Below are 25469 nucleotides of genomic sequence, written 5' to 3'. Positions count from 1 at the left end.
ACTTCACTAATAAGAGCGCCATTTGGCGCTCTTTTTTTTCTCCAGAGTTAATCTTTGGCGTCAGATTAAGTATAATGCCGCTAATTAGTCCCACTCTTTGGTTTGAGCATGAGTCAAGTAGCACCAAGCATCGAAAATATTCAGTATCCGTTTCCAGCAAAGCCCATTCCCCTAAGCGATAGCGAGAAGCAGGCCTATAAGGCGCGCATCAAACAGCTGTTGAAGGAGAAAGAGGCTGTCTTGGTGGCCCACTACTATACCGATCCTGAGATCCAGGCGCTGGCGGAAGAGACCGGCGGTTGTGTATCAGACTCTTTAGAGATGGCCCGCTTCGGTCGTGACCATCCAGCCAAGACGCTGATTGTGGCCGGGGTTAAGTTTATGGGCGAGACCTCTAAGATCTTAAGCCCGGAAAAGACTGTGCTTATGCCGACTTTGGATGCCACCTGCTCACTGGACGTGGGCTGTCCTATCGACACCTTTAGCGCCTTCTGTGATGCCCATCCAGACCATACCGTCGTGGTATATGCCAACACCTCGGCCGCCGTTAAGGCGCGCGCCGACTGGGTGGTGACCTCGAGTGTCGCCCTTGAGATCGTCGAGCATCTCGACAGCCAGGGTAAGAAGATCATCTGGGGACCGGACCGTCACCTGGGAAGCTATATCGCCAAGCAGACTGGCGCCGACATGCTAATGTGGCAAGGCGAGTGTATCGTTCACGACGAGTTTAAGGCCAAGGCACTGCGTCAGTTAAAAGAGCAATATCCCAATGCGGCCGTGTTGGTGCATCCCGAATCACCGGCGAGTGTGGTTGAGATGGCCGATGCCGTTGGCTCCACCAGTCAGCTGATCAAGGCGGCGCAGACCCTAGAGAACGACACCTTTATTGTTGCGACCGATAGGGGCATCTTCTACAAGATGCAGCAGGCGGCGCCAAATAAGACCCTGATCGAAGCGCCTACCGGCGGTAATGGCGCGACCTGTCGTAGTTGTGCCCACTGTCCTTGGATGGCGATGAACGGCCTTAAGGCGATCGAGGCGGCGCTACTTAACGACGGCTCGGAGCAACACGAGATCTTCGTTAATGAGTCGCTCAGAGAGCGTGCACTACTGCCGCTCGATCGTATGCTGGATTTTGCCAAGACGTTGAACATGCAGGTTAAAGGTAACGCCTAGGCGTTAAACAAGTTTGGCAAACACTTTTGCTAACGTTAAAAGCGCCTCTAGGGCGCTTTTTTGTTGCCAGTCGATAGACAGTGCCCCGGCTATACTAGACTTTATGGGCATTGTGAGGGGGCTTAAGGCATGTTAAAAAGTGAATAGTGTCATTTTATTGGTGCCTTTAGTGCATGTTTTTAGGCGAGTTTTACTTTAACGTCAGATTTTTATGCTAGTGTTAATACGGTAATGGGCAAGGCGTTAACTGGGCTTGTCTATGAAGTGACGCAACGCCACTCTATCAACCCGCGATGGTTAGGGATAACGCAAGATGAATATGCAATGGATCAGTGATCTCAATATAAAAAATAAGCTTTTGCTGGTGATAGTGCCGCCCATTCTGGGGGCAACTTTCTTCGGTTTGTTTGTGGTCTATGGCCAATATCAGTTGCATCAGGGACTGAGTCAGGTAGAGACGCTTTCCGAGCTGGCTGTGGTGAACAGTGATTTTGTGCATGAGCTGCAAAAAGAGCGAGGCATGAGCGCCGGTTTTCTCGGCTCCAAAGGCAAGAGCTTTGGCGATAAGCTACCAACGCAGCGTCAGTTGAGTGACGAGCAGCTTAATAACTTCAAGGCCTTTACGGCCAGCCATGAGCTGCCCAAGGCGTTTGCCCAGCAGATGAGCCAGGTCAATCAGATGATTAACCAGCTCGGCGATATCCGTAGCAGGGTAGACAGCTTAAGCATCTCTGTGCCGGAAGAGGTGGCCTATTACACCAAGCTCAACGGCCTGCTGTTGGCGATAGTGGATCAGACCAGTCAGCAGGGGGCTAGTCGTCAGATCGCGGTGGAGTCAGCCAGTTTTGCCGCCTATCTACAGATGAAAGAGCGCGCCGGTATCGAGCGCGCCGTGTTGAGTTCCACTTTTGGTAACAGCGCCTTTAAACCCGGCATGTTCCTCAAGTTTGTCAATCTGGTTTCCGAGCAGAACACCTATCAGGAGCGTTTCTTAGCCTTGGCGACCGACAAGGTAAACGCCGATTATCAGCAGGTAGCCTCTTCGCCTACCTTTATGGCGGTCAATGCTCTACGAGACAAGGCGATGAGCCAGGATGCAGGCGCCCTTAGCGGTCAGAGTTCTACCGACTGGTTTGCCAAATCCACCGCCCGCATCGACGCTTTGCGTCAGTTCGAGCGTCAACTGTCCCATCATCTGTTAACCGATACCCGCAGCGCGCTTGCCAATGCCAAGTCGTTGATGGTGAGCATCATCGTCTTGATGTTGGTATCAGGCCTCATTGTGATCTTGCTATCGCTGTTTATCGGACGTTACCTGCATGCCTCTCTCAGACATCTGTATCACAAGGTGACCGAGTCGCAGAAACATTATGATCTCAGCGTGCGGGTCGACCTTAAGGGTAAGGATGAGATAGGTCAGCTGGGCTTAGCCTTCAACCACATGATGGCCGATTTCGAGAAGGTGATCGGCATGGTGAGAACCAATACCCAAGGACTGCTCACAGCGTCTCAAGAGATGGAAGGCTGCGCCCGTATCATGCGTGAAGATGTGGCCTTGGGCCACAGCGAGGTGGATCAGGTTGCTTCGGCGATGACAGAGATGAGCGCCACAGTACAAGAGATCGCCCAAAATGCGGTACAGGCCTCTGAAGCCTCGGCCCAGGCCAACAAGGAAGCGAAAGAGGGTAGCCTGGAGGTGGAGCGCACCGCAGAGTCCATCAATGAACTGGCTCAGGAGATCGCCGATGCGGCGCAGGCCATCAATAACCTGGATGAGGATATCAAAGGTATCGTCGATGTGCTTGGGGTGATCAGCGGTATCGCGGAGCAAACCAACCTGCTGGCGCTTAACGCAGCGATCGAGGCAGCCAGAGCTGGCGAGATGGGCCGTGGCTTCGCCGTGGTCGCCGACGAGGTGCGCAGCCTGGCGCAGCGGGCACAGACCTCAACCGAAGATATTCGCAGCATGACCGAAAGACTGGAGCGTGGCGCCAAGATAGCCGTGAAGGCGATGGAGAGTGGCCGCAACAAGGCGGAGATCAGCGTGGTCGAGTCCAAGCGCGCCGGTGAGGAGCTTATTCGTATCGTTAGCGAGGTGAGCGTCATCGACAGCATGAACGAGCAGATCGCGGCGGCGACCCATGAGCAATCGGCGGTGTCCGAAGAGGTGAACCAAAACGCGATGAAGATCAGCGACATCTATCGTAATACCCATGAGGTGTCCGATCGTCTCAGCCAGCTCAACGAGTCACTGCTTAACGATGTGAGCGCCATGTCGGAACTGGTGAGTAAGTTCAAATAGGGCGGATATGCAGCGAATTGGCGATCTATTACGCAAATGCCTGAGTGGACAGTTTTTTAGCTTGACCCTGTTTAGCGATTTGCGTAAAGTACCGCTCCGTTGATGCAGTTCCTTGAAGGTTTTTTAGGAAAGTGCGCATCAAGATTCGGTGAGTTGTCCGAGTGGCTGAAGGAGCACGCCTGGAAAGTGTGTATACGGCAACGTATCGAGAGTTCGAATCTCTCACTCACCGCCACATTCAATAAAAAAGACGCCTAAGGGCGTCTTTTTTATGCCTGTTATTTGACGCCTGTCCTTTTTATGCCCGACGCCTGTCAACTCTCTCCTAATTTTTATTCCAGATAAAATAAGTTATTCGTCCAAACAGAGAAAGCTAACTGGATATTTAAGGCAGCCTTCTTAGCTTGGTAATTCTTTCTCAACGCTTTGGGGCAGGCTATAGGCAGGCGGTGCCTTAAAGATTATAATCAAATGATAATGTTTTCAGTTCGAGGAGTAGGCAATGGAAAATAAGACGGCACGCTTTACCGTGTTACTCGACCCTAGCAAGAAACAGGCATTCGAACAGTTGTGCGCCTCTCAGGATTTGACACCATCACAGGTCGTCAGACAGCTGATCCGCGGTTATCTAGAGCAACATGGCGTAAGCTATGGTCAGGCCGAGCCGACCAAGAATCCTAAGGTTAAATCTTAAGGTCAACTTTAACGGTCAGAGTGTAGCCAAGTTCGGCGCCTAGAATCTTAGCTGGCCTGAGTATGATAATTTTATTATAATACGATTATCATTGTGAGCGGTTTCCAGCAGAAAGCCACAAAGTCATCTCGAGTGACAGGCCTGATACTTAGACCGATCCTTACCTTTTTAAAGAAAGAGAAAGAGTTATGAGCGATACAATTCCACCATGCCCAAAATGTGAGTCACCTTATGCCTATGAAGATGGCTCATTGTTGATCTGTCCAGAATGTGCTCATGAATGGAACCCTAACGAAGTGGCTGTCGACCCCGATGCCATCATCCTGAAAGATGCGGTAGGCAACCTGTTAGAAGAGGGTGACAAGGTTACCCTGATTAAAGATCTTAAGGTGAAGGGCACTTCGCTGACCCTGAAAGTGGGTACCAAGGCGGTGATCAACCGTTTCGTCGATGCCGACCACGATATTGACTGTAAGGTTGATGGTCACGGCCAGATGATGCTGAAATCTAAGTTCGTGAAGAAGCAGAGCTAAGATCTCTGATTAGGCTTAGGTTAAGTTTTAGCTTTAGGCTAAGCCCAAAGATTCAATAAAAAGACCTGCCAACTGGCAGGTCTTTTTGTACTTAGCGAGAGTTTGAGCTTCGTTAAAGATAGCGACGATTGCCAGTGGCAGATCCAGTGCAGTTGACGTGAGCATACTAAAGCAAAGGACTGAAGAGATAGAAGAGGTGTTCAATCACCCGCTGATATAGTGGTCTACTCTGCCAACGTTTGTATTCAAGCTGCTCGGCATTGTCGATATAGCCCTGCTGCAGCACTCTTAAGGCTTCGGCAAATACCTTGTCATCTACTGCAAGGGTTAGTTCGAAGTTGAGCCAAAGGCTGCGCATATCCATGTTAACCGTGCCAATGAGGCTGTGCTCATCATCGATTAACACAGACTTGGTATGCAGCAGGCCGCCCCTGAATCTATGGATCTTCACCCCGGCCTTGAGCAGCTCGGCAAAGAAGGAGCGGCTGGCCCATTTGACCATAGTCGAGTCATTCTTCTGGGGAATGATGATGTTGACATCGACGCCCCGCGCCGCCGCAGTCACCAGGGCATCCAGTAGGTTCTCGCTGGGCACAAAGTAGGGGGTGGTGATCACTATTTTACGGCAAGCCTGGTAGAGACTCTGTAGCAACACCTGGTGGATCACCTCTTCAGGCATCCCAGGCCCTGAGGGGATCACCTGTACCAGGGAATCTGCCTCACGGCTCACTTCACCTGATGGCTCACATGATATCTCATATGATATCTCGTGTGATGATGCATATGGTTTTTCTGGAATACCTGGTGGCTCGGGCAAATAACGCTCGCTGGTTTCCACCTCCCAATCCCAGGCGGCGACAGTGTTGACTAGCGGTACTGCTGGCCCCACCATGCGCACCATGACGTCGATCCACTGGCCGACGCCTTCTCCCTGCTTAAAGTACTTAGGATCCACCAGGTTCATCGAACCTGTATAGGCGATATGATTATCGATAACCACTATCTTACGGTGAAGGCGAAGATCTAAGCGTCTGAAGAACATCCTCAAGGGACTAACGCTGAGGGCCTGTGATATCTCTACGCCGGCCGCGCGTAGCAGAGTTGGCCAGGGAGAGTTAAAAAAGGTGCGGCTACCGGCGGCGTCCAGCAGGAGTTTTACCGCGACGCCACGTTTTGAGGCTTTTATGACTGCCTTGGCGACATCATCGGCTAGCCCGCCAGGATGCCAGATATAGAACTCCATGACGATGTTTTCTTTGGCTGCCTCGATATCCTGGATGATGGAGTTGAGTATGCTAGATGGCGTATGCTGCAAGCAGAGCTGGTTGCCGCTGAGCGAGGGTATGCCGAGCTGAGTATCGCACAGCTGACTGATGGCTTTGGCGTGGTCACTCTGCCGCTCTGGCGTGTGCAGCGGATGCTGATACAGGGCCGCAAACCATTGGCCGTAGGGTTTGAACATCGACTTGGAGCGACTCGCTCGGGTCTGCCCCAGGTGCAGCTCGCCAAACAGGATGTAGGCGATGATACCGACGAGGGGGAGAAAATAGATCACCAATATCCAGGAGAAGGAGACCCCTATGGTGCGGCGTTTAATCACCAAGCGCAGCGCGATGGCGCCAAGAAACAACCAATAGATGAATACGCCTACAATGGCGAGGATTTGATGTACATTTTCCATAATGTCTGTTTGAGCCTGGATTGCACTCGCTCGAGTATGATTCGATAATGGCGTTGAATCTAAATATAGCCTGATCGCTATCATATAGGCTAAGCTGCTGGTGCTAAAGCACTATTTTTACCATTTAGATGTAATGACAGCCACTTCGACAGTAGAGTAACTCTGTGAGCCAAAACCGATCCAATTCGCCGCGTTTACTGCGCTGGGGGATAAAATCATTACTATTATTACTCCTAAGTGCGGCTGCTTATGTGGCCGTGGTGACCTATCTTAACGGTGAGCCTGAGGTGATGATGAGTGAGGTTGAACCGGTTTTTGTCTCCCAATGTGTTGCCGCGCCAGGTAGCCAGGCGCTCGATAATGATGGGCAACTCAGGGTCGGTGTGTGGAACATCTATAAGCAGCAAAAGCGTGGCTGGCAGCAGGATCTCAGTAAAATCGCCCAACGTAGCGAGCTCATGTTGTTGCAGGAAGCTAAGTTAAACGCAGGCTTTAATCAGTACCTGAACGGCTCAAGCCTGCATCTGGTGATGGCTAAGGCATTCTCGCTGCTGAAATCCCCCGTGGGGGTAATGAACCTCGCCACAGAGCAGGCGCGCGATGCCTGCGCCTATCATGCGGTGGAGCCCTGGATCCGTTTTGCCAAGTCGACCCTCATTTCACGTTACCCCCTGTCTAATGGACAGACCCTTCTGGTGGTTAATCTACACGGCATCAACTTCGATTGGCAGCTTAAGAGCTATCGCGCCCAGTGGCAGCAGATAGTGCAGAAAATCAATCTGCATCAGGGCCCCGTGATATTAGGTGGTGATTTTAATACTTGGCGTGGGCAGCGCATGGCCTATATCGAGCAGCTCGCCCACCAGCTCAGGCTGAAGGAGGCGGTATATGAGGAAGACAAGCGTCAGCGGGTGTTCGGCTTGCCGCTGGATCATCTCTATTATCGTGGCCTGAATCTGGTTGCGGCCGAGTCTTTTACTAGCCAGGCATCGGATCACAATCCCATCTGGGCTGAGTTCAGGTTAAAGCCAATGGCACATTAGCCCCTCGATACCTCACCACCAGTTGAAGCTCATTGATAGTCGAAACGACATTCCTCCGTATGACGGTTGAACCTGGCGAGGAAGCCAGGATGCTTCTCCAGGAAGGTTTTACCAAAGTAGACCCCGAGATCGATACGCATGTTCGGGCGTTTGACGAAGGCGTCCATTGAGAGGTGCGACTGACGTACCTGCTCCTCGAACAGCAGCGCATTCTCCATCACACCATCTATGCGCCTGGCATCCAGTAATTTGACCAGCTCGTTAATGGTGGGAAAAATCTTCACCTTTCTGAACTTATTCTTGGCTAACCAGTGGGCGCTATTGGAATGGATGCGGGCGCCAAACAGGGTATCGGATTTCAGGCTATTCATGCTGGTCGGGATCCGATATTTGTTGTGGTAATAGAAGTTCCATTCCTGTTGAATGAAAGTATTACTCTGTACGGCAAATTGATCGCGCCATTCGTTGCGTGAGGCGGAGAAGAAGCCATCATATTTTCCCTGCTTGACGCTGTTTTGAGCCCGGCCCCAGGGGAGGAAGATCACGCTATAGGGTTGATCGATTTTTGTCATGACACAATCGAGCGCAGCTAGCCCGACCCCAGCTTGATGGGCGACGCCCTGAGCGTCTCTCTCCTGGCTATGATAGGGCGCCCATTCCTGCGTTGCTATTGTTACTAGCGTAGGAGTTACTAGTTTAGGAGCTACAAGCTTAGGAGTTACAAGCTTAGCCTCTTCTTTTTGTGATGAACTATTTTGAGTCTCTACAGCTCCGCCATTACTGGAGGTGAATAACATCGCCCCTAACACTATCAGAGTGGCGTAAAATATTTTCACAACGAATTGATGTAAAGAAAGTTGCCTAGATTGGGCACTTCTCCAGGTTCTAATCTGAGCATTCAATTGAGCTGTTTTTTGCGCTCTTATCTGGGCTGTCGACTGGGCGTAATTAGACATGGCTAACCTCTTGAGGCTCTAAATTCAGTGTAGTGCCCTAGAACTCGCTGTCAAAACCGCTTACTTAACACCTTGCTTGTGGGTCTAGCGGCAATTGGGTGCGCTCTTGCTGAGGCTTGGCTGCTTAGTTGTGGTTAGCTAAGGGCATCACTGTGGTGCTAGCCAAGATTTGAGTGCTTGCCTTAGACACGTTAGGCCTGGCAAATACCTTTGTAACAAAGCTTGTCTAAGGTGGTGTGATAGCTGCAATTTTCCTGGCAACGTGATTTACTATGGGCCAGCTGGGCTAAGCTCATGTATTGGCTCATCTATCGGTTCAAGTATCTCTGCTGCTCAAAACCTCGAGTAAGGCCGTTAAAGGCATGTTTTAAGCTGCAATCTAAGAAGTCGTTATTAGAAAGTCGTTAAGAGAAAGCCGTTAATAATAAGAATGAAGGGAAGAAGAATCATGAAGAATAGCGTCATCGCTGCCGCCATCGTCCTGGGGTTAGGTAGTCTTACCGCCTGTCAGACACACACTAGCGAAACTGCAACTCCTCAGATGGCGAGTGCTACCGAGGTACAGGCACTGAGTTTTGCCGAGTTTTCTAATCAATTTATCGATGCCTTGTGGCAGCAGTCGCCGACCTGGGCGCTCTACAGTGGTTATCACAAATATGACGGTGTGCTTAAGGTGCCCAATGCCCAAAGCCGCATCGAGAGCTTAGCCTTCGTCGAGGCCCAACTTAAACTGCTAAATGGCTTTGATGTGAATACGCTAACCCCGAGTGAGCTTATCGACTACAAGTTGATTGAGAACCTGTTGCAGCAAGATCGCTGGGAGATAGACACCTTCAAGTCTTGGCAATGGAACCCCGCGAACTACAACGTAGCCGGTGGATTCGCTCAGCTGGTTAACGAAGACTTTGCACCGCTTGATGAGCGTCTACGTTCCTTCCTGGCTCGCATGGAAAATGTACCCGCCTATTATGCTGCGGCAAAAGAGAATATTGACAAGCCGACCCTAGAGCATACCCAGTTAGCCATAATGCAAAACCGCGGCGCCTTCAGCGTCTTCTCTGATGACCTATTGAAGCAGGTTGCCGCCTCGGGTCTCAGCGATGATGAGAAAACCCTGTTCAATAGCCGTTTCAAGCTCGCGGTCGATGCCATTAATCAACATATCGACTGGTTGACTGGCCTGGAAGCCAAGCTGACTAAAGAGGGCGCCCGTAGCTTTAGAATTGGTGAAGAGCTTTATGAGCAGAAGTTTGCCTTCGATATTCAGTCTGGCATGTCGGCCAAGCAGCTCTATGAAAAGGCCCTGGCCGATAAGGCAAGAGTCCAGGGCGAGATGGCTAAGATCACCACACAGCTGTGGAGCAAGTATTTCAAGACAGAGATGCCCAGTGACACTAAGGTGGCGACTCGTCAGCTAATTGATAAGCTGTCGGCCCGCCATGTGAAACGCGAAGACTTTGTTGCCGAGGTGCGCGCCCAGATCCCCGAGTTGGTCAAGTTTGTCAACGACAAGCAGTTGGTGACGTTAGATCCTAACAAGCCCTTGGTGGTGCGTGAAACCCCAGAATATATGCGTGGTTTCGCCGGCGCTTCGATTAGCGCACCGGGCCCCTATGAGAAGACGGGGAATACCTACTACAACGTCACACCGCTGGATGGCATGAGCGATCCTTCTGCCGAGAGTTACCTGAGAGAATACAACCATTGGATCTTGCAGGTGCTTAATATTCATGAGGCGATCCCGGGTCACTACACCCAGCTGGTTTACTCTAATGAGTCGCCAAGCCTAGTGAAGAGCCTGTTTGGTAACGGTGCCATGGTTGAAGGTTGGGCGGTTTACGCCGAGCGTATGATGCTGGAAGAGGGCTATGGTAACTTCGAGCCAGAGATGTGGCTCATGTATTACAAGTGGAACCTTAGGGTCATTGCCAACACCATTTTGGACTACAGCATTCAGGTGAAGGGGATGACAGAGGAGGAGGCGATTGCGCTGATGACTCAGGAAGCCTTCCAACAACAGGCTGAGGCCGAAGGCAAGTGGCGCCGCGCAACCCTTAGCCAGGTGCAGCTCACCAGCTACTATGCGGGTTATCGTGAGATCTATGATTTCCGCGAGGAGTTAAAGGCCAAGCAGGGAGAGGACTTTAACCTAAAAGGCTTCCACGAACAGTTCTTAAGCTATGGTAGCGCGCCGGTGAAATACATTCGCCAGTTGATGCTCAAGTAGAATTGGATTTGTCGCTAAAGGCCCCAAAAGGGGCCTTTTTTATGTCGCGAGTAACAATGTGGTGGGATACTGGTCAAAGTTTTATTCTTTAGAGGTATAAAGGACTGGATTGGCCTGATGAGTTAATGTAACCTTAATGATAACTATTATCATTAAGGTTCTTAAATGGAAAGAGTGTTACTCGTTGATGATGATCCCTTTGCGCGCGAAGTCCTTTATCTTGGCCTAGTCGCCAGCGGGTATCAGGTGCATTGTGCCAGTAATGGCCAGGAAGCACTGCTTATTTTAGGCAAAATGGCGATCGATCTCATTATCTTGGATATCGAGATGCCCCTTGTGGATGGCTTTGCGTTTCTAGAGTCACGCAGCGACAACCTGCCGGTGATCCTGATCTCGGCTACCGATGAAGAGGAGCGGCGGGTTAAAGGGTTTCGTCTCGGCGCCGACGATTTTCTCTCTAAACCTGTGAGTGTACGTGAGCTGGTGGTGCGCATCGAAGCCCTGCGTCGCCGTGCGGCCATCACCAAAGCGCAGCTGACCGACGTTCTGCCACTACCGATAAAGGCGATCTATTTTAATCAGAATGATTTCAGCATAGAGGTGGCTGAGCGGCGCGTATCCCTGACTCAGACCGAGTTTAAGCTGCTCAAATACCTGTTTGATCGCAAAGGAGAGGTGATAACCAAACAGGAGTTGCAGAAAAGTGTGCTGAAGAAAGATCTGGGACAGTTTGATCGAAACCTGGATATGCACATCAGTAATACAAGGCGTAAACTTGCCAAGATCTGTCTGCCAAAAACCATCATCAATACCGTTCGTGGTCAGGGTTACAGCTTTCTGTGTTAGTCAAAATGACAGCAAAAAAACTGGCTTTTATTTAGCGCTAGCGGTGCGAAAACGGGGCGAATTAGTTTATCCTTAGGGGATCAGCAGACCCAAGATGTCTGCCTTAACTCAATGAAGGAATGGATATGCTAATCAGTGCCAATTTTGACGGCGGTAATATTGAGGTCATCAACCAAGATGATATCAATAATGTGCAACTGGCCATTAGACCCGATGAAGGGGGCGAGTTTTTCCAGTGGTTCAACTTTCGTTTGCAAGGTGAAGTTGGCCAGCGCTATACCCTGAATATCATCAACGCGGGCCAAGCCTCTTACACTAAGGGCTGGGAAGGCTATCAGGCCGTGGCTACCTACGACAGACAGCAATGGTTCCGCCTGCCGACTCAGTATCAAGATGGCAAGCTCACTATAGAGGTGGAACTGGATTGCGAGATGATCCAGATTGCCTATTTCGCGCCCTATAGCTACGAGCGTCATCAGGATCTGCTTAGCGCCGTTCAGGTGCATCCACTCGTCTCACTCGAGCATCTAGGTAAGACCTTAGACGATCGCGACATGACCCTGGTTAAGGTGGGTGATGAAGATGAAGAGAAAGCTAAGATCTGGATCACCGCGCGACAACATCCGGGTGAAACCATGGCCGAGTGGCTGGTGGAAGGCCTGCTGAACAACCTTCTCGATGGTGATTGTCCGACGGCTAAGGCGCTGCTGGATAAGGCCAACTTCTATATCGTACCAAACATGAACCCGGATGGCGGCGTGCGTGGCCACCTGAGAACCAATGCCAAGGGCGTTAACCTTAACCGCGAATGGCAGAGTCCGTCGCTAGAGAAGAGCCCTGAGGTGTATCATGTGGTCAATCGCATGAAAGAGACGGGCGTCGATCTCTATTATGATGTACACGGTGACGAAGGCCTGCCATATGTGTTCCTCGCAGGTTGTGAAGGCGTGCCGGGTTACAATCAAAAGATGGCGGATCAGCAGGCCGATTTCGTTAAGGCATTGCTGATGGCGAGCGCCGATTTCCAGGATGAGTTTGGCTATGATAAAGACGAGCCAGGCCAGGCTAACTTGACGGTTGCGTCAAACTGGGTAGCGCAGACCTTCGGCTGTCTCTCTAACACCCTAGAGATGCCATTTAAAGATAACGCCAACATGCCAGATCCTATGTCTGGTTGGTCACCTGAGCGTTGCATCTACCTGGGTGAGGCGTCACTGCTCGCCATGCTGGCCGTGGTCGATAAGCTAAGATAGGAGTCCGCAATGGCCTTAGTAGAATGCCCAAGTTGTCAAAAGCGCATATCGAGTTTGGCTAAGAGCTGCCCTCACTGTTCCTCGGGTTTGTCAGGGGATAACGAGTCGCTCAATCGGATCAGTCATATCAAGCGTACCAATCAGCTGATGAACCAGAGCTTTCTGGCGATGACGCTGTTTATTGCCGGTGTGGTGATCTGGTTTTGGGGCGGCGAGCCGGCGGAAGGGCTCAGAGCCAATATCGCCGGCATCTGCTTCGTCTTTGGCTTCGTCGGCTATCTGATAGCCAGAGTCCGCATAGTGTTACATAAACGGAAGAGTATATGAGTGATATCAATAAAGTGATCGACGATATGCCTCAAGAGGTATACGAGCGATTACTCAGCGCCGCCGAACTCGGCAAGTGGGAAGATGGTACAGTGCTGTCTGATGAGCAGAAAGACTCGACACTGCAGCTGGTGATGCTGTACCAGGCTCGCAGGTTGAACCAGACAGATCATTTCACCATTAATAACCAAGGTGAATTGAACGAACTGTCAAAGGCCGAGCTGAAACGTCAGTTCAAGGGCGAGAGTATCGCCGCCTTCAAAGAGCAAGACCTCTAAGAGTGAAAAGCCCCTGATGACAGGGGCTTTTTTATTTCGCATTGTTAGTTTTAAACCAATTAGTCTTCGGTGAGCTCGCCGCAGAGATCTTGCTGCATCTGCACGCGAATATCGCTCGGTGAAAGCTCGGTAGATAGCAGGTAGTGCAGTTTGGTCAGCGCCGCTTCCGTGGTCATGTCAAAACCGCTGATAACCCCGGCTTTGGCCAGCGCGTTGCCGGTGGCATAGCCGCCCATGTTGACCTTCCCCTGCAAACACTGGGTTAGATTCACCAGTATGATGCCGCGCTCGTTGGCTTTGCGCAGACACTCCAGTAACTCAGGGTTTTGCGGCGCATTGCCGACACCGTAGGTAAGTAAAATTAGCGCCTTTACCGGCTGCTGTAAGATGTTATCGATGATCTCTGTGGTGATCCCTGGGTAGAGGGTAACCACGCCTATGGGCTGCGGGCTTATCTTGTTGACCGTCAGGGTATTGGCCTTGCTCTCGCTGATGCGGCCCGCCTTGAGGCGGATCTTAATGCCTGCCTCTAACAGAATAGGGAAGTTAGGCGAGGCGAAGGCATCGAAGCCATCTGCATGGGCCTTAGTGGTGCGATTGCCACGAAACAGCTTGTTGTTAAAGAAGAGGCATACCTCGGCCACCGGATAGTTGGCGGCGATATAGAGGGCGTTAAGCAGATTGGTCTGGCCGTCTGAGCGCAGCTGGGCCAGCGGGATCTGCGAGCCGGTAACGATAACGGGTTTGGTGAGCCCTTGCAGCATGAAGGAGAGCGCCGAGGCGGTAAAGGCCATGGTATCTGTGCCATGGAGGATCACGAAGCCATCATACTTGTCGTAGTTTGCCTTGATATCGTCGGCGATCATCTGCCAATCCGTCGGCGCCATGTTTGAAGAGTCGATCAGTGGACAATATTCACTGATGACAAAGTCTGGCATCTCCTGATGAAAAAACTCGGGCATGGCCTTGACGCAGTCGGTGAGAAATCCCGGTACCGGCGCGAAACCATTATCTGTCTTTTGCATGCCTATGGTGCCGCCTGTGTAGGCGACATAGATGGAGGGTTTTTTCATTATAGTGATAGCTTTATTGATGCAGGATTGGCGGGATTATACTTAGGAAAGCGCCAATAAAAAAGCCCGCATCTGCGGGCTTTTCTGTGATAGCGTCTTTGCTGCGAGTACAGCAGAGCGATTAGTAGTTACAGCTGTCGCAGTAGAGGTAGAGGCCGTTTGGATCGTCAAAGGCGTTAAATTCTTCGACTACGCTGCTCACCTCACCAAGCAGTTGTTCGATTAGGCTGCTCTGAGACAGAGTCTGTGGCATGTAGCTTACAGCCTGGGCAAACATCTGCTGGATGAACTGCTCCTGTGGCGATAGCTCCTGTTCGATCAGCTTGGTATCGAACTTCTCAAGCTTAGCCAGCTCGGCCGCCTTAGTCACCGCCTGCTCAAGATCGCCAAGTTCGTCGACAAGGCCAAGCTCAAGTGCGCGTTTGCCGGACCAGACACGACCCTGGGCAATCTTATCCACCTCTTCGGGTTTCATGCCGCGCTCCTCTGAGACAAGCGAGATGAAGTCCTGGTAGCCTCGCTCGATATGGCGCTGAATGATCTCCTTGAGCTCATCGCTGATCCCCTGGGTGCTGGAGAACGAGGTCCAGCCTGAGGTGGAGACGCCGTCTGTGTGGATCCCAAGTTCTGCCAGTGAGTCTTCGAAGGTGGTCATCATGCCGAAGATACCGATAGAGCCGGTAAGCGTCGTTGGTGTGGCGTAGATATAGTCGGCGCTTGCCGAGATCCAGTAGCCACCCGATGCGGCATAGGTGCCCATACTGACAACCACTGGCTTGTTGGTTGCCTTGAGGGCCAGCACTTCCTGACGGATCTGCTCGGAGGCAAATGCGCTGCCGCCAGGGCTGTCGACTCTCAGCACCACAGCCTTCACCTTGTCATCGAATCTCGCCTTGCGAAGCAGGGCAGAGGTGCTCTCACCACCGATCTGGCCCGCTGCCTGGTGACCATTGAGTATGTTGCCCTTGGCGACTATGATGCCGACGGCGTCGTGCATCAATACTGGCGGGAACTGCTGGATCACGCTCTGATAGTCATAGAAGCTGATCTGCTTAAAGCTGTGCCCTTCTTTGGCTTCACCTACACGCTCGACCATGTCCAGACGGAACTGCTCGGAAGTGGCGAGCTTATCGACCCAGCCAAGGTTGATGGCCATCTCGGATGAGCGACCATTGGCCTTATTAAGCTCGGCAAGATAACGCTCGGCGCTCAGCATCAGGTCATCTTGTTTGATGCCGCGGTTTTCGCTGACCGTGGCTTCGAAGCTGTCCCAGATATCTTGTAGCAGCTCGCGGTTGGCCGATTTAGCCGCCTCAGACATGTCGTCGCGCATAAAGGGCTCGACCGCAGACTTGAAGGTGCCCACCCTGAAAACGTGCGCCTTGATCTTGAGTTTATCCAGGGCCGACTTGAAATATTGGCGATAGCGGCTCAGGCCTTCTATCTCTACCGAACCCTGAGGGTTGAGGTAGATGGTATCGGCGAAACTGGCTAGGAAGTACTGGTTTTGGCCATACCAGTTCCCCATGGCGATAATCGGCTTGCCTGAGGCCTTAAAGCGGGTCAATGCGTCACCAATGCTCTGCAACTTGCTGATCCCTGTCCATCTAAGGTGACCTATGTCGAGCACTATGGCGGAGATGCGTTTGTCGCTGGCCGCATTGTCGATAGCGTTTAGCAGATCGGCAAGTAGGATCTCGCCATCGCTCTGGCCCCCTTTACCACTCTTCATGGCCGCTTCTATGGGGTCCACCTGGCGTTTCTGCTCTACCACGTTACCCGATAGATCAAGCACTAATGCTGAACCCTCTTCGACTGTTGGGCTCTCCTCACCGGCGAGGATCACGAACAAGAGGGCGATAAAACCGAAGAAGAATAGATTTAAGATCACCTTGCGTGTGGTGTTAACCACCTTCCACAAGGTGGAAAAGATCCGTTTAAATATTGAGGGCTTAGCGGACATTATCCACTCCTTTATGACTCTGATCCCTCTATGCTAACTGAAAACGGCCATAGGGGCGAAACACAATTGTAAATGAATCTTAAGGCTTGGCACGCATTGAGTATTGAGCTAAATCCAAACAGCGGGTATGCTGATTTAAATCACTTGTTTAAAAAGGATGTTTAAATGTCGTTTCCGCATTTATTAGAACCCTTAGATCTCGGCTTCACACAACTGAAGAATCGTGTGCTCATGGGCTCCATGCACACCGGGCTCGAAGAAGAAAAGGGCGGTTTTGAGAAACTGGCAAAATTCTACCAAGAACGTGCTGCCGGTGGTGTTGGCCTGATTGTGACTGGCGGGATCTCGCCTAACCTCAGAGGTCGTTTGGCGCCCAATGCTTGTCAGCTAAGCTTCCCCTGGCAGGTCGCCAAGCATAAGGTCGTCACCAGCGCGGTACATGAGGCGGGCGGTAAGATCTGTATGCAGATCCTGCACGCCGGACGTTACGGCTATCATCCTTTTTCACAGGCGCCCAGCAAGATCAAGTCGCCGATTACCCCCTTTACCCCTTCGGCCATGTCGGCCCGTCAGGTAAGAAGCACCATCAAAGACTACGCCACCACGGCGGCGCTGGCCAAGAAGGCGGGCTACGATGGCGTGGAGGTAATGGGATCTGAAGGCTACCTAATCAATCAGTTTATTTGCGCCAGAACCAATAAGCGCAACGACGAGTGGGGCGGTGAGTTCAGCCAAAGAGCCAAGTTCCCGGTGGAGATCGTCAAGGCGATCCGTGAAAGGGTCGGCAGAGATTTCATCATAGTGTTTCGCCTCTCTATGCTTGATCTGGTGGATAACGGCTCCTCCTGGGAGGAGGTGGTGCAGCTGGCCAAGTGGCTGGAGAGCGCCGGCGTGACCATCATCAACACAGGCATAGGCTGGCATGAGGCCCGGGTACCTACCATTGTGACTAGTGTGCCCCGCGGCGCCTTTGCCTGGGTGACTGAGCGCCTCAAGCAAGAGGTGAGCGTGCCGCTTATCGCCACTAACCGTATCAATACCCCTGAGATCGGCGAGCAGATCATTGCCTCGGGTCAGGCTGATATGGTCTCTATGGCCCGCCCTTTCCTGGCCGATGCCGAGTTTGTCAATAAGGCGGCCGCGGGCGAGAGTCAGCTGATCAACACCTGTATCGGGTGTAATCAGGCCTGTCTGGATCATACCTTTGCGCTGAAACGCGCCACCTGTCTGGTCAACCCCAGAGCCTGTTATGAGACAGAGCTTAATTTTGTGTCGGCGACGCACAAGAAACGCATTGCCGTCATGGGCGCAGGCCCAGCCGGAATGGCGTTTTCCATCTATGCTGCTAGCCGAGGCCATCAGGTGGTGCTGTTTGAGGCCAAGGGGGAGGTCGGTGGTCAGTTTAACCTGGCCCGTAAGATCCCGGGTAAAGAGGAGTTTGATGAAACCATCCGCTATTTCACCGAGCAGATGAAGCTCAACAAGGTCGAGCTAAGGCTCAACACCCGACTGGACGCCTCAGTGGTTAGAGACGAGCCCTTCGATGAGGTAGTGATCGCCGCCGGTGTTGTGCCAAGAGCGCTCGACCTGCCCGGTTTCGACAGCCCCAAGGTGGTGAATTACCAACAGGTGCTGAACGGCGAGGTCGAGGTAGGCGAGCGGGTTGCTCTGATCGGCGCCGGTGGTATCGGCTTCGATATGGCTCACTATCTCGGAGAGCAGGAGTCTACCACACTCAAGCCTGATACCTGGCTCAAGCAGTGGGGCATAGACAAAACCTATGGTGAGCGAGGCGGTTTAACCACGCCTCAGCTGGAACACACAAGCCGAAAAATTTACCTATTGCAGCGTAAAACCAGCAAGATGGGCAAGGGACTCGGTAAAACCACAGGTTGGATCCACCGCGCTGTGGCTAAGCACCATGATGTCGAGATGCTAAACGGTGTCAGCTACCAGAAGTTCGATGAACAAGGCCTACATATCAAAGTCGGTGAGGCGGCTCAGGTTCTAGAGGTAGACAATGTGGTGTTATGTGCCGGACAAGAGTCTAATCGCAGCTTGGTCGATGAGATGAAAAACACAGGTCTGCCAGTGCATCTGATTGGCGGTGTGGATGTTGCCGCCGAGCTCGATGCCAAACGGGCTATTCGCCAAGGTGCTGAGCTGGCCGCAAGCATCTAAGAAACTTAGAAGTTGGCTACCGCTAGCTTGTGGTTATTAAACTAGCTTGCGGTTATAAAATGTGAAAAGCTAATCCTTTGGGTTAGCTTTTTTTATGGCTTTGGCATAACTTAAGCTAATGCTTACTAAGTGGATTAGATAATGAACGAAACTAGAACAATAGCGAATACTAGAACGAGTACCAAAAACCATCGCTTGCTTGTTACCTTATTGGGCGCAGTAGCGGCTCTGGTGGTGAGTTTGCCTCTTAGAGCCGAAAGCTATGATGCCGAGCTCGCGGCAAGAGTCGGCGCCGATGAGTATGGCATGAAGCGTTACGTGATGGCTATGCTCAAGAGCGGCCCTAACCGAAGCCAATCTGAAGTAGAGGCAGAGCGGCTGCAGCGGGCACACCTGGATAATATCGGCCGACTGGCCGAGGAGGGTAAACTGGTGCTGGCAGGGCCCTTCTTGGAAGAGGGCAATTTAAGAGGCATCTATATCTTTAACGTCACCAGTGTCGAGGAGGCCAAGGCATTAACCGAGTCTGATCCCGCCATTAAGGCCGGACGTCTGGTGATGGAACTGCACCCCTGGTATGGCAGCGCCGCCCTAATGGAGGTAAACCGACTACACCATAAGCTGGCAAAGAAAGCGATTTAACAGATTATCTCGCGGATCTGTTCTACCCATCTGCGCTTTTGCCACTGTCCTTTGCATCACTTATCGTATCTGTTTAATAGAACGTTCTAGTGAAACGGCAAAGGATTGCCAGAATGTAATCAGAGTTTTACCAGGGATTTTGCTTGGAGATAGCTTGGAGTTTGCTTGGAACTAGCTTGGAGATTGACTGTTTTCGCCAAGGGTAAGTTTAGGCCATGTTTGAGGCGAGATTTGGTTAAGCCTAGTCAGACTTAGATTCAGGTCAGACTTAGTTTCAGTCGCGCGCTATTCGGCGGTGCAGGCAAAGGGCTCTGGTGTGTGAGTCGTGACCACCTCTGCGCCTTGGGCAGAAAGTGCCAGGTCGAGATCGCCGTCGGGATGACAACAGCAGGGCAGACACTCATCTGCCTCCAGTTCGACCAGCGGCTCTGTGTGGTAGACCACGCTACCGCGATTAATCTTCGTCTTGCAGGCACCACAAAAGCCGTTGCGACACTCAGAGAAGATACGTACCTTCTTCTGCTCGAGTGCCGCCAACAGGCTCTGGTGGTTACTGGTATAGAGGAGTACAGGCTGTCCATGAAGGCTCACGATCGGAGCCTTCTTAAAGACGGCCTGACTAAAGACCATCTTGTTAGAGATCAAAGTCGGCAAACTCACTCTCATCCACAGACGCGTCAATTTGACCAACCAGGTAAGAAGACACCTCAACTTCCTGCGGCGCAACCTGTACCGAGTCACTCTCCAGCCAGTTCTTCATCCACGGCAGCGGGTTACTCTGGTCGGCATATGGGCTTGCCAGGTTGACCGACTTCATACGCTCGTTGGTGATGTACTCGACATACTGGCAGAGGATCTGCTCGTTTAGGCCGATCATAGAGCCGTCTTTGAACAGGTACTTGGCCCACTCTTTCTCTTGCTCTGCCGCTTTAACGAAGATGTCGATCGCCGTCTGTTCGCACTCTTTGGCGATCTCGGCCATTTCTGGGTCGTCCTTGCCACCTTGCATCAGCTTAAGAATATGCTGGGTGCTGTTAAGGTGCAGGGCTTCATCACGGGCGATGAGGCGGATGATCTTGGCGTTACCTTCCATCAGCTTGCGCTCGGCGAACGCAAATGAGCAGGCGAAGCTGACGTAGAAACGAATCGCCTCGAGCACGTTAACCGACATCATACACAGGTAGAGGGCTTTCTTGATCGCGCGGGTGGTGACCTCAACAGTCTTGCCGTTGATCTCATGGGTGCCTTCACCCATGAGGTGATAGATCTGGCTCAGCTCGATCAGATTATCGTAGTAATCGGCGATATCGCTGGCGCGCTTGAGGATCTCTTCGTTCTGTACGATATCGTCAAATACGACCGAAGGATCGTTAACGATATTACGAATGATGTGGGTGTAAGAGCGTGAGTGAATCGTCTCTGAGAAAGACCAGGTCTCGATCCAGGTCTCAAGTTCCGGCAGCGACACCAGCGGCAGGAAGGCGACGTTTGGCGAGCGGCCTTGAATTGAGTCCAGTAGGGTCTGGTACTTGAGGTTAGAGATGAAGATATGCTTCTCGTGGTCCGGCAGCGCCGCGTAATCGATCTTGTCTTTGCTGACGTCGACTTCTTCTGGACGCCAGAAGAAGGAGAGTTGCTTCTCGATTAGTTTCTCGAACACTTCATATTTTTGAACATCGTAACGGGCAACGTTAACCGATTGACCGAGGAACATAGGTTCCAGCAGGGCATTGTTAGGTGTTTGACAAAATGTTGAATAGGCCATTTTTCTATCTTCCGATAAAGGGGGCAAAGCCCCCTGATAAAAGGTTAAAACACGTAGAGTTAGATCTTACATGCGCCGCCTGCGCAGCTATCGTCTTCTTTCTCAATGGAGGTGATATCGTCATATTTGTCTGACGCACCGTCACGCGTGTTGTGATAGTAAAGTGTCTTCACACCGTATTTATATGCGGTCAACAGGTCCTTCAGCAGCACCTGCATAGGTACCTTGGCACCTGGGAAGCGGCTTGGGTCATAGTTGGTGTTGGCCGAGATAGATTGGTCAACAAACTTCTGCATCAAACCGACCAGCTGCAGGTAACCTTCGTTGCCTGGCATCTGCCACAGCAGCTCATAGCTGTACTGGTACTTCTCAAAATCAGGGACTACCTGCTTAAGCTGACCATCCTTACTGGCCTTAACGCTGATCAGGCCACGTGGCGGCTCGATACCGTTAGTCGCGTTAGAGATCTGCGATGAGGTCTCAGATGGCATAAGAGCAGACAGGGTCGAGTTACGCAGGCCGTGAGTCTTGATCTCTTCACGCAGGGTTTCCCAATCCATGTGTAGTGGCTCGTCACAGATCTTATCGAGGTCACGCTTGTAGGTATCGATTGGCAGGATACCCTTGGCGTAATTGGTCTCGTGGAAGGCAGGGCAAGCGCCTTGCTCTTTCGCCAGATTCATCGAGGCCTTCAGCAGATAGTACTGGATCGCTTCGAAGGTCTTGTGAGTGATGCCGTTGGCGCTGCCGTCTGAATAACGCACGCCTTCTTTAGCCAGGTAGTTGGCAAAGTTGATCACGCCTATACCCAGGGTACGACGGTTCATCGAGCCCTTATGTGCCGAGATGATAGGGTAGTCTTGGTAGTCGAGTAGGCTATCGAGCGCGCGCACGGCCAAATCTGCCAGGCTTTCCAGCTCATCAAGCTTCTTGATGGCGCCCAGGTTCAACGCAGATAGGGTACACAGGGCGATCTCGCCATCTGGATCGTCGATGTTGTTCAGCGGCTTGGTCGGCAATGCGATCTCAAGACACAGGTTCGACTGACGTACCGGGGCAACCTTAGCATCGAACGGGCTGTGGGTATTACAGTGATCGACGTTCTGGATATAGATACGACCGGTAGAGGCGCGCTCCTGCATCATCAAGGAGAAGAGTTCTACCGCCTTGATCTGCTTCTTACGTATGCTCTCATCCTGCTCATACTTCACATACAGACGCTCGAACTCTGCCTGATCTTCGAAGAAGGCATCGTACAGCCCTGGGACGTCTGATGGACTGAATAGCGTGATCATGCCACCCTGGATAAGACGTTGGTACATCAGCTTGTTCAGCTGAACGCCGTAGTCCAGGTGACGGATACGGTTATCTTCGACGCCGCGGTTGTTCTTAAGTACCAGCAGAGACTCAACTTCCAGGTGCCACATAGGGTAGAAGAGGGTCGCCGCACCGCCGCGAACGCCACCTTGTGAGCAAGATTTCACCGCCGTCTGGAAATACTTATAGAAAGGCAGACAACCTGTGTGGAATGCCTCGCCGCCACGAATTGGGCTACCCAGCGCGCGAATACGACCTGCGTTGACCCCTATGCCGGCACGTTGCGACACATACTTCACGATAGAAGAGGCGGTTGCATTGATTGAGTCTAAGCTGTCGCCACACTCGATCAGCACGCAAGAGCTGAACTGGCGTGTTGGTGTACGCACACCTGACATGATAGGTGTCGGTAGCGAGATCTTAAAGGTCGAGGTCGCGTCATAGAAATCTTTAACGTACTGAAGACGCGTCTCTCTCGGGTAGTTGGCGAACAGACAAGCCGCTACCAGAATATAGAGGAACTGCGCACTCTCGTAGACTTCGTGAGTCACACGGTTTTGAACCAGGTACTTACCTTCCAACTGCTTAACCGCGGCATAAGAGAAGTTCATGTCGCGCCAGTGGTCGATATAGCTGTCGAGTGTATCTAACTCCTCGCGGCTATAGTCGTTCAGAATGTGCGTGTCATATTTACCCAGCTCAACCAACTTCACCACATGGTCGTATAGCGAAGGCGGCTCAAACTGACCGAAGGCTTTCTTACGCAGGTGGAAGATGGCCAGACGTGCAGAGAGGAATTGATAGTCTGGTGACTCTGGCGAGATAAGGTCGGCAGCGGCCTTAATTATGGTTTCGTGGATCGCTTCAGTTGGAATTCCATCATAAAACTGAAGGTGTGAACGTAATTCGACTTCCGATACTGAGACGTTATTCAGTCCTTTGGCCGCCCAAGTGATCACTCGGTGGATCTTATCGAGATCGATGGTTTCACGTTCGCCACTGCGCTTCGTGACTTGCATATTGCTGTTCATTGAAGATAAGCCTTGAATTAAATATCGCTGGGAGGGAAAACTCCACCCTACGTTTCCATGTAAAAACAATCGAAGATGTTAAAAAAAGTACCTGAGCACTACTGCAGTTCTAGTGGCTTCGACCGCCGCCCATACACAAGATATGGTGTTTTTTCTTTTATAGGATACAAGATAGTGAGGTTGGTGGGATATTGCAAGCGGGTTTTTAGGGGACAAGTTGTGGATATCTTGGGGGTAAACCAAAGGGTTAGTAATGGCTTACCTTTAACCCTTGTTTTCAATTACGATAGCACCGGCGGGTCAAGTTTTAGGCGACTGCTTCTCCCTATCATGAAAGCTAAAATATTGGCCAGATCCTGAGGATCTTTTGGCGCCGAAAAAGGATCGCGATCTCAGCCTGGACGACTTTTTACTGACGTGTCACACGCCCTAGCACCAGAGCGCGTGACGCATCTCATTTAATCGTGACTTAACCGCTACTTATGCACGATTTAACTGCGACTTAGCCCTGTCTTAGGAGTTCAAGCACGGATACCGGGGTGTCGAAGCCAAAGTCGTGGGGCCAGAGGTGCGCCTGATCATTGTTTCCAATATAACCCCAATGGGCAATGCCCCCCAGCATGTCGCTATTGCGGGCCGCTTCGAGGTCGCGCTTAGCATCACCTAGGTAGAGAATTCCCTGGCAGCTGACGCCAATTTGCGACGCTGCCAAACGCATAGGCGCCGGATGGGGTTTACTCTGGGTGGTGGAGTCGCCGCTGATGATGGCTGGCATCTTGTTGGCTAAGGCAAGCCTGTGCAGCAAAGGCCGCGCAAAGCGCGCCGCCTTATTGGTGACGACCCCAAAGGGAATGCGTTGCTCGCTAAGGTGCTCGAGCAGGGCACTCATGCCATCGAAAAGCTTGGCCTCTTGGCCGTTAACATTATGGTAGTGCTCAAGCAGCGCCTGCTGGATGGCCGCTTTTTCCTCATCATTAAGATGAGGCTGGGCGGCGTTAACTAACGCCAGGCTGCCATGGGAAGCGGCAAAGCGAATATCTTCCAGTCGTTGGCTCGGCAGCCCAAAGTCTTTTAGCGCCAAGTTAAGCGCCAGCACGAGATCTGGCGCCGTATCCACTAGGGTGCCATCGAGATCAAACAGCACACCTTTTATTGGTCTAGTGGCAGTTCGCTTACCATCAATCATTTCAGCGATAGCACCTGGCACAATTTGATCAGTCATCCTGCTTAACCGTGGCGATCATATAGTTGACATCTAGCGACTTGGTGTAGCGGAAAATTTCCGTCAGCGGATTGTAGGTGATGCCGGTCGCATCGACGCACTCAAGATCTACCGCATCCGCCATGCCAATAAGTTCGGCAGGTTTGATGTACTTCTTATGATCGTGTGTGCCTACTGGTAGCATCTTAAGCAGGTACTCGGCGCCAATCACTGTCTCTACATAGGCTCTGATGTTGCGGTTGATGGTCGAGAAGAACACATAGCCGCCAGGCTTAACCATGTCGCTACAGGCCTTGATAACAGAGGCAGGGTCGGGCACATGCTCGAGCATCTCCATACAGGTGACCACATCATACTGGCCCTGATGACTATCTCTGTGATGCTCCGCCGTGTCCTGGATATAGTTTATCTCGACACCCATCTCTAAGGCGTGAAGTTTCGCGACATCGAGGGGCTCGGCGCCCATGTCTAAACCATCTACCTTGGCGCCAAGACGTGCCATGCTCTCAGAGAGAATACCGCCGCCACAGCCGACATCCAGCACACGCTTACCAAACAGGCCTTCGACGGCTTGATCGATATAGTTGAGTCTCAGGGGATTGAGCTTATGGATGGGTTTAAATTCTCCTTCGGGATCCCACCAAGTGGCAGCCATCTTCTCAAACTTAGCGATTTCTTGTGGATCGACATTGGCATTATTAGTCTCAGAAAAATTTGTCTCAGATAGGTTAGACACGGAGAGTCCTCTGAAGGGAATAAATGATGTAGCTATTATACCCATCGCCTTAGATAAACAAAGGAGAACCCGGCGAAAATGTCTGCTTAGTCATCAGATTGCTGCTAAAGCGTTCATCTTGCCTGAAACTGGCCCGGGTTTTCGGTCGTAAACAGATATTTGGCGTGAAATTTCAATAGGGTCTAGCACCTTTAAATATCTGTGTTAGAATGCCAAATCACGT

General features: G+C 51.6%; 21 protein-coding genes and 1 tRNA gene. 13 read left to right on the top strand and 9 right to left on the bottom strand.

Annotation, left to right across the window (positions count from 1 at the left end; all coding sequences use genetic code 11):
* The first annotated feature begins 108 nt into the window (after window positions 1–108).
* The 5 genes from nadA (at window position 109) to K0H81_RS10075 (ending at window position 4705) form a co-directional block, all read left to right on the top strand.
* A complete protein-coding gene (gene nadA / locus K0H81_RS10095; protein WP_220058233.1) occupies window positions 109–1176 on the top strand; it encodes a quinolinate synthase NadA in 1068 nt (355 codons plus the stop codon).
* A gap of 313 nt (window positions 1177–1489) precedes the next feature.
* Window positions 1490–3478 (top strand): methyl-accepting chemotaxis protein, encoded by a 1989-nt coding sequence (locus K0H81_RS10090; protein ID WP_220058232.1) that lies wholly within the window; start codon window positions 1490–1492, stop codon window positions 3476–3478.
* 147 nt (window positions 3479–3625) lie between these two features.
* Window positions 3626–3713 (top strand) — tRNA-Ser (locus K0H81_RS10085).
* 267 nt (window positions 3714–3980) lie between these two features.
* Entirely contained in the window at window positions 3981–4172 is a 192-nt protein-coding gene (locus K0H81_RS10080; RefSeq protein WP_144199243.1) for a ribbon-helix-helix domain-containing protein, read from the top strand.
* 188 nt (window positions 4173–4360) lie between these two features.
* A complete protein-coding gene (locus K0H81_RS10075; protein ID WP_011865729.1) occupies window positions 4361–4705 on the top strand; it encodes a zinc ribbon domain-containing protein YjdM in 345 nt (114 codons plus the stop codon).
* A 166-nt stretch (window positions 4706–4871) separates the two neighbouring features.
* Here K0H81_RS10075 and cls read toward each other — a convergent pair whose 3' ends face one another.
* The gene (cls, locus tag K0H81_RS10070) at window positions 4872–6386 is read right to left on the bottom strand and encodes a cardiolipin synthase (protein WP_220058231.1); all 1515 of its coding nucleotides are present in this window, start codon (window positions 6384–6386) and stop codon (window positions 4872–4874) included.
* Between the two features lie 164 nt (window positions 6387–6550).
* On the opposite strand from cls, the gene K0H81_RS10065 reads away from it, so the two are divergent.
* Window positions 6551–7429: an endonuclease/exonuclease/phosphatase family protein gene (locus K0H81_RS10065; RefSeq protein WP_144199247.1), complete on the top strand. Its 879-nt coding sequence runs from the start codon at window positions 6551–6553 to the stop codon at window positions 7427–7429.
* Between the two features lie 29 nt (window positions 7430–7458).
* Here K0H81_RS10065 and K0H81_RS10060 read toward each other — a convergent pair whose 3' ends face one another.
* Window positions 7459–8001, bottom strand: a complete 543-nt coding sequence (locus K0H81_RS10060; RefSeq protein WP_220058230.1) for a substrate-binding periplasmic protein — start codon at window positions 7999–8001, stop codon at window positions 7459–7461.
* A gap of 832 nt (window positions 8002–8833) precedes the next feature.
* Here K0H81_RS10060 and K0H81_RS10055 point away from each other — a divergent pair.
* The 5 genes from K0H81_RS10055 to K0H81_RS10035 all read left to right on the top strand — a co-directional run bounded on the left by K0H81_RS10055 (window position 8834) and on the right by K0H81_RS10035 (window position 13316).
* Window positions 8834–10612, top strand: a complete 1779-nt coding sequence (locus tag K0H81_RS10055) for a DUF885 domain-containing protein (protein WP_220058229.1) — start codon at window positions 8834–8836, stop codon at window positions 10610–10612.
* A 165-nt stretch (window positions 10613–10777) separates the two neighbouring features.
* The gene (locus K0H81_RS10050) at window positions 10778–11458 is read left to right on the top strand and encodes a response regulator transcription factor (RefSeq protein ID WP_220058228.1); all 681 of its coding nucleotides are present in this window, start codon (window positions 10778–10780) and stop codon (window positions 11456–11458) included.
* Window positions 11459–11583: 125 nt separating this feature from the next.
* On the top strand, window positions 11584–12711 hold the full coding sequence (locus K0H81_RS10045) for a M14 family metallopeptidase (RefSeq protein WP_144199255.1): 1128 nt from the start codon (window positions 11584–11586) through the stop codon (window positions 12709–12711).
* A gap of 9 nt (window positions 12712–12720) precedes the next feature.
* Complete coding sequence (locus tag K0H81_RS10040; RefSeq protein ID WP_011865736.1) at window positions 12721–13038, top strand: hypothetical protein; 318 nt, start codon at window positions 12721–12723, stop codon at window positions 13036–13038.
* On the top strand, window positions 13035–13316 hold the full coding sequence (locus tag K0H81_RS10035; RefSeq protein ID WP_011865737.1) for a YeaC family protein: 282 nt from the start codon (window positions 13035–13037) through the stop codon (window positions 13314–13316). The genes K0H81_RS10040 and K0H81_RS10035 overlap by 4 nt, the downstream gene beginning before the upstream one ends.
* Window positions 13317–13375: 59 nt before the next feature.
* On the opposite strand, the gene ansA is transcribed toward K0H81_RS10035, so the two are convergent.
* Entirely contained in the window at window positions 13376–14389 is a 1014-nt protein-coding gene (gene ansA / locus K0H81_RS10030; protein WP_011865738.1) for an asparaginase, read from the bottom strand.
* Between the two features lie 121 nt (window positions 14390–14510).
* Window positions 14511–16352 carry a signal peptide peptidase SppA gene (gene sppA / locus K0H81_RS10025; protein ID WP_220058227.1) on the bottom strand — a complete coding sequence of 614 codons (1842 nt, stop codon included), beginning with the start codon at window positions 16350–16352 and terminating at the stop codon, window positions 14511–14513.
* Between the two features lie 165 nt (window positions 16353–16517).
* Between sppA and K0H81_RS10020 the strand changes: the two genes are divergently transcribed.
* Together K0H81_RS10020 and K0H81_RS10015 are read left to right on the top strand one after the other, a co-directional pair.
* Window positions 16518–18533 (top strand): oxidoreductase, encoded by a 2016-nt coding sequence (locus tag K0H81_RS10020; protein WP_220058226.1) that lies wholly within the window; start codon window positions 16518–16520, stop codon window positions 18531–18533.
* Window positions 18534–18767: 234 nt separating this feature from the next.
* The gene (locus K0H81_RS10015) at window positions 18768–19175 is read left to right on the top strand and encodes a YciI family protein (protein ID WP_258406266.1); all 408 of its coding nucleotides are present in this window, start codon (window positions 18768–18770) and stop codon (window positions 19173–19175) included.
* A 285-nt stretch (window positions 19176–19460) separates the two neighbouring features.
* On the opposite strand, the gene yfaE is transcribed toward K0H81_RS10015, so the two are convergent.
* The 5 genes from yfaE to ubiG form a co-directional block, all read right to left on the bottom strand.
* On the bottom strand, window positions 19461–19841 hold the full coding sequence (yfaE, locus tag K0H81_RS10010) for a class I ribonucleotide reductase maintenance protein YfaE (protein WP_220058224.1): 381 nt from the start codon (window positions 19839–19841) through the stop codon (window positions 19461–19463).
* Window positions 19810–20940: a class Ia ribonucleoside-diphosphate reductase subunit beta gene (nrdB, locus tag K0H81_RS10005; protein ID WP_220058223.1), complete on the bottom strand. Its 1131-nt coding sequence runs from the start codon at window positions 20938–20940 to the stop codon at window positions 19810–19812. Before nrdB ends, yfaE begins: the two co-directional genes overlap by 32 nt.
* A gap of 59 nt (window positions 20941–20999) precedes the next feature.
* Window positions 21000–23288 carry a class 1a ribonucleoside-diphosphate reductase subunit alpha gene (gene nrdA, locus K0H81_RS10000; RefSeq protein WP_220058222.1) on the bottom strand — a complete coding sequence of 763 codons (2289 nt, stop codon included), beginning with the start codon at window positions 23286–23288 and terminating at the stop codon, window positions 21000–21002.
* Window positions 23289–23790: 502 nt separating this feature from the next.
* Complete coding sequence (locus K0H81_RS09995; RefSeq protein ID WP_434086885.1) at window positions 23791–24474, bottom strand: HAD family hydrolase; 684 nt, start codon at window positions 24472–24474, stop codon at window positions 23791–23793.
* Between the two features lie 28 nt (window positions 24475–24502).
* Window positions 24503–25291 carry a bifunctional 2-polyprenyl-6-hydroxyphenol methylase/3-demethylubiquinol 3-O-methyltransferase UbiG gene (gene ubiG, locus K0H81_RS09990; RefSeq protein ID WP_258406265.1) on the bottom strand — a complete coding sequence of 263 codons (789 nt, stop codon included), beginning with the start codon at window positions 25289–25291 and terminating at the stop codon, window positions 24503–24505.
* Window positions 25292–25469: the final 178 nt, after the last annotated feature.

Source organism: Shewanella halotolerans (assembly GCF_019457535.1).
GTDB lineage: Bacteria > Pseudomonadota > Gammaproteobacteria > Enterobacterales > Shewanellaceae > Shewanella > Shewanella halotolerans.
Note: the sequence above shows the minus strand (reverse complement) of the source record. Positions and strands in the feature narration are given on the sequence as shown.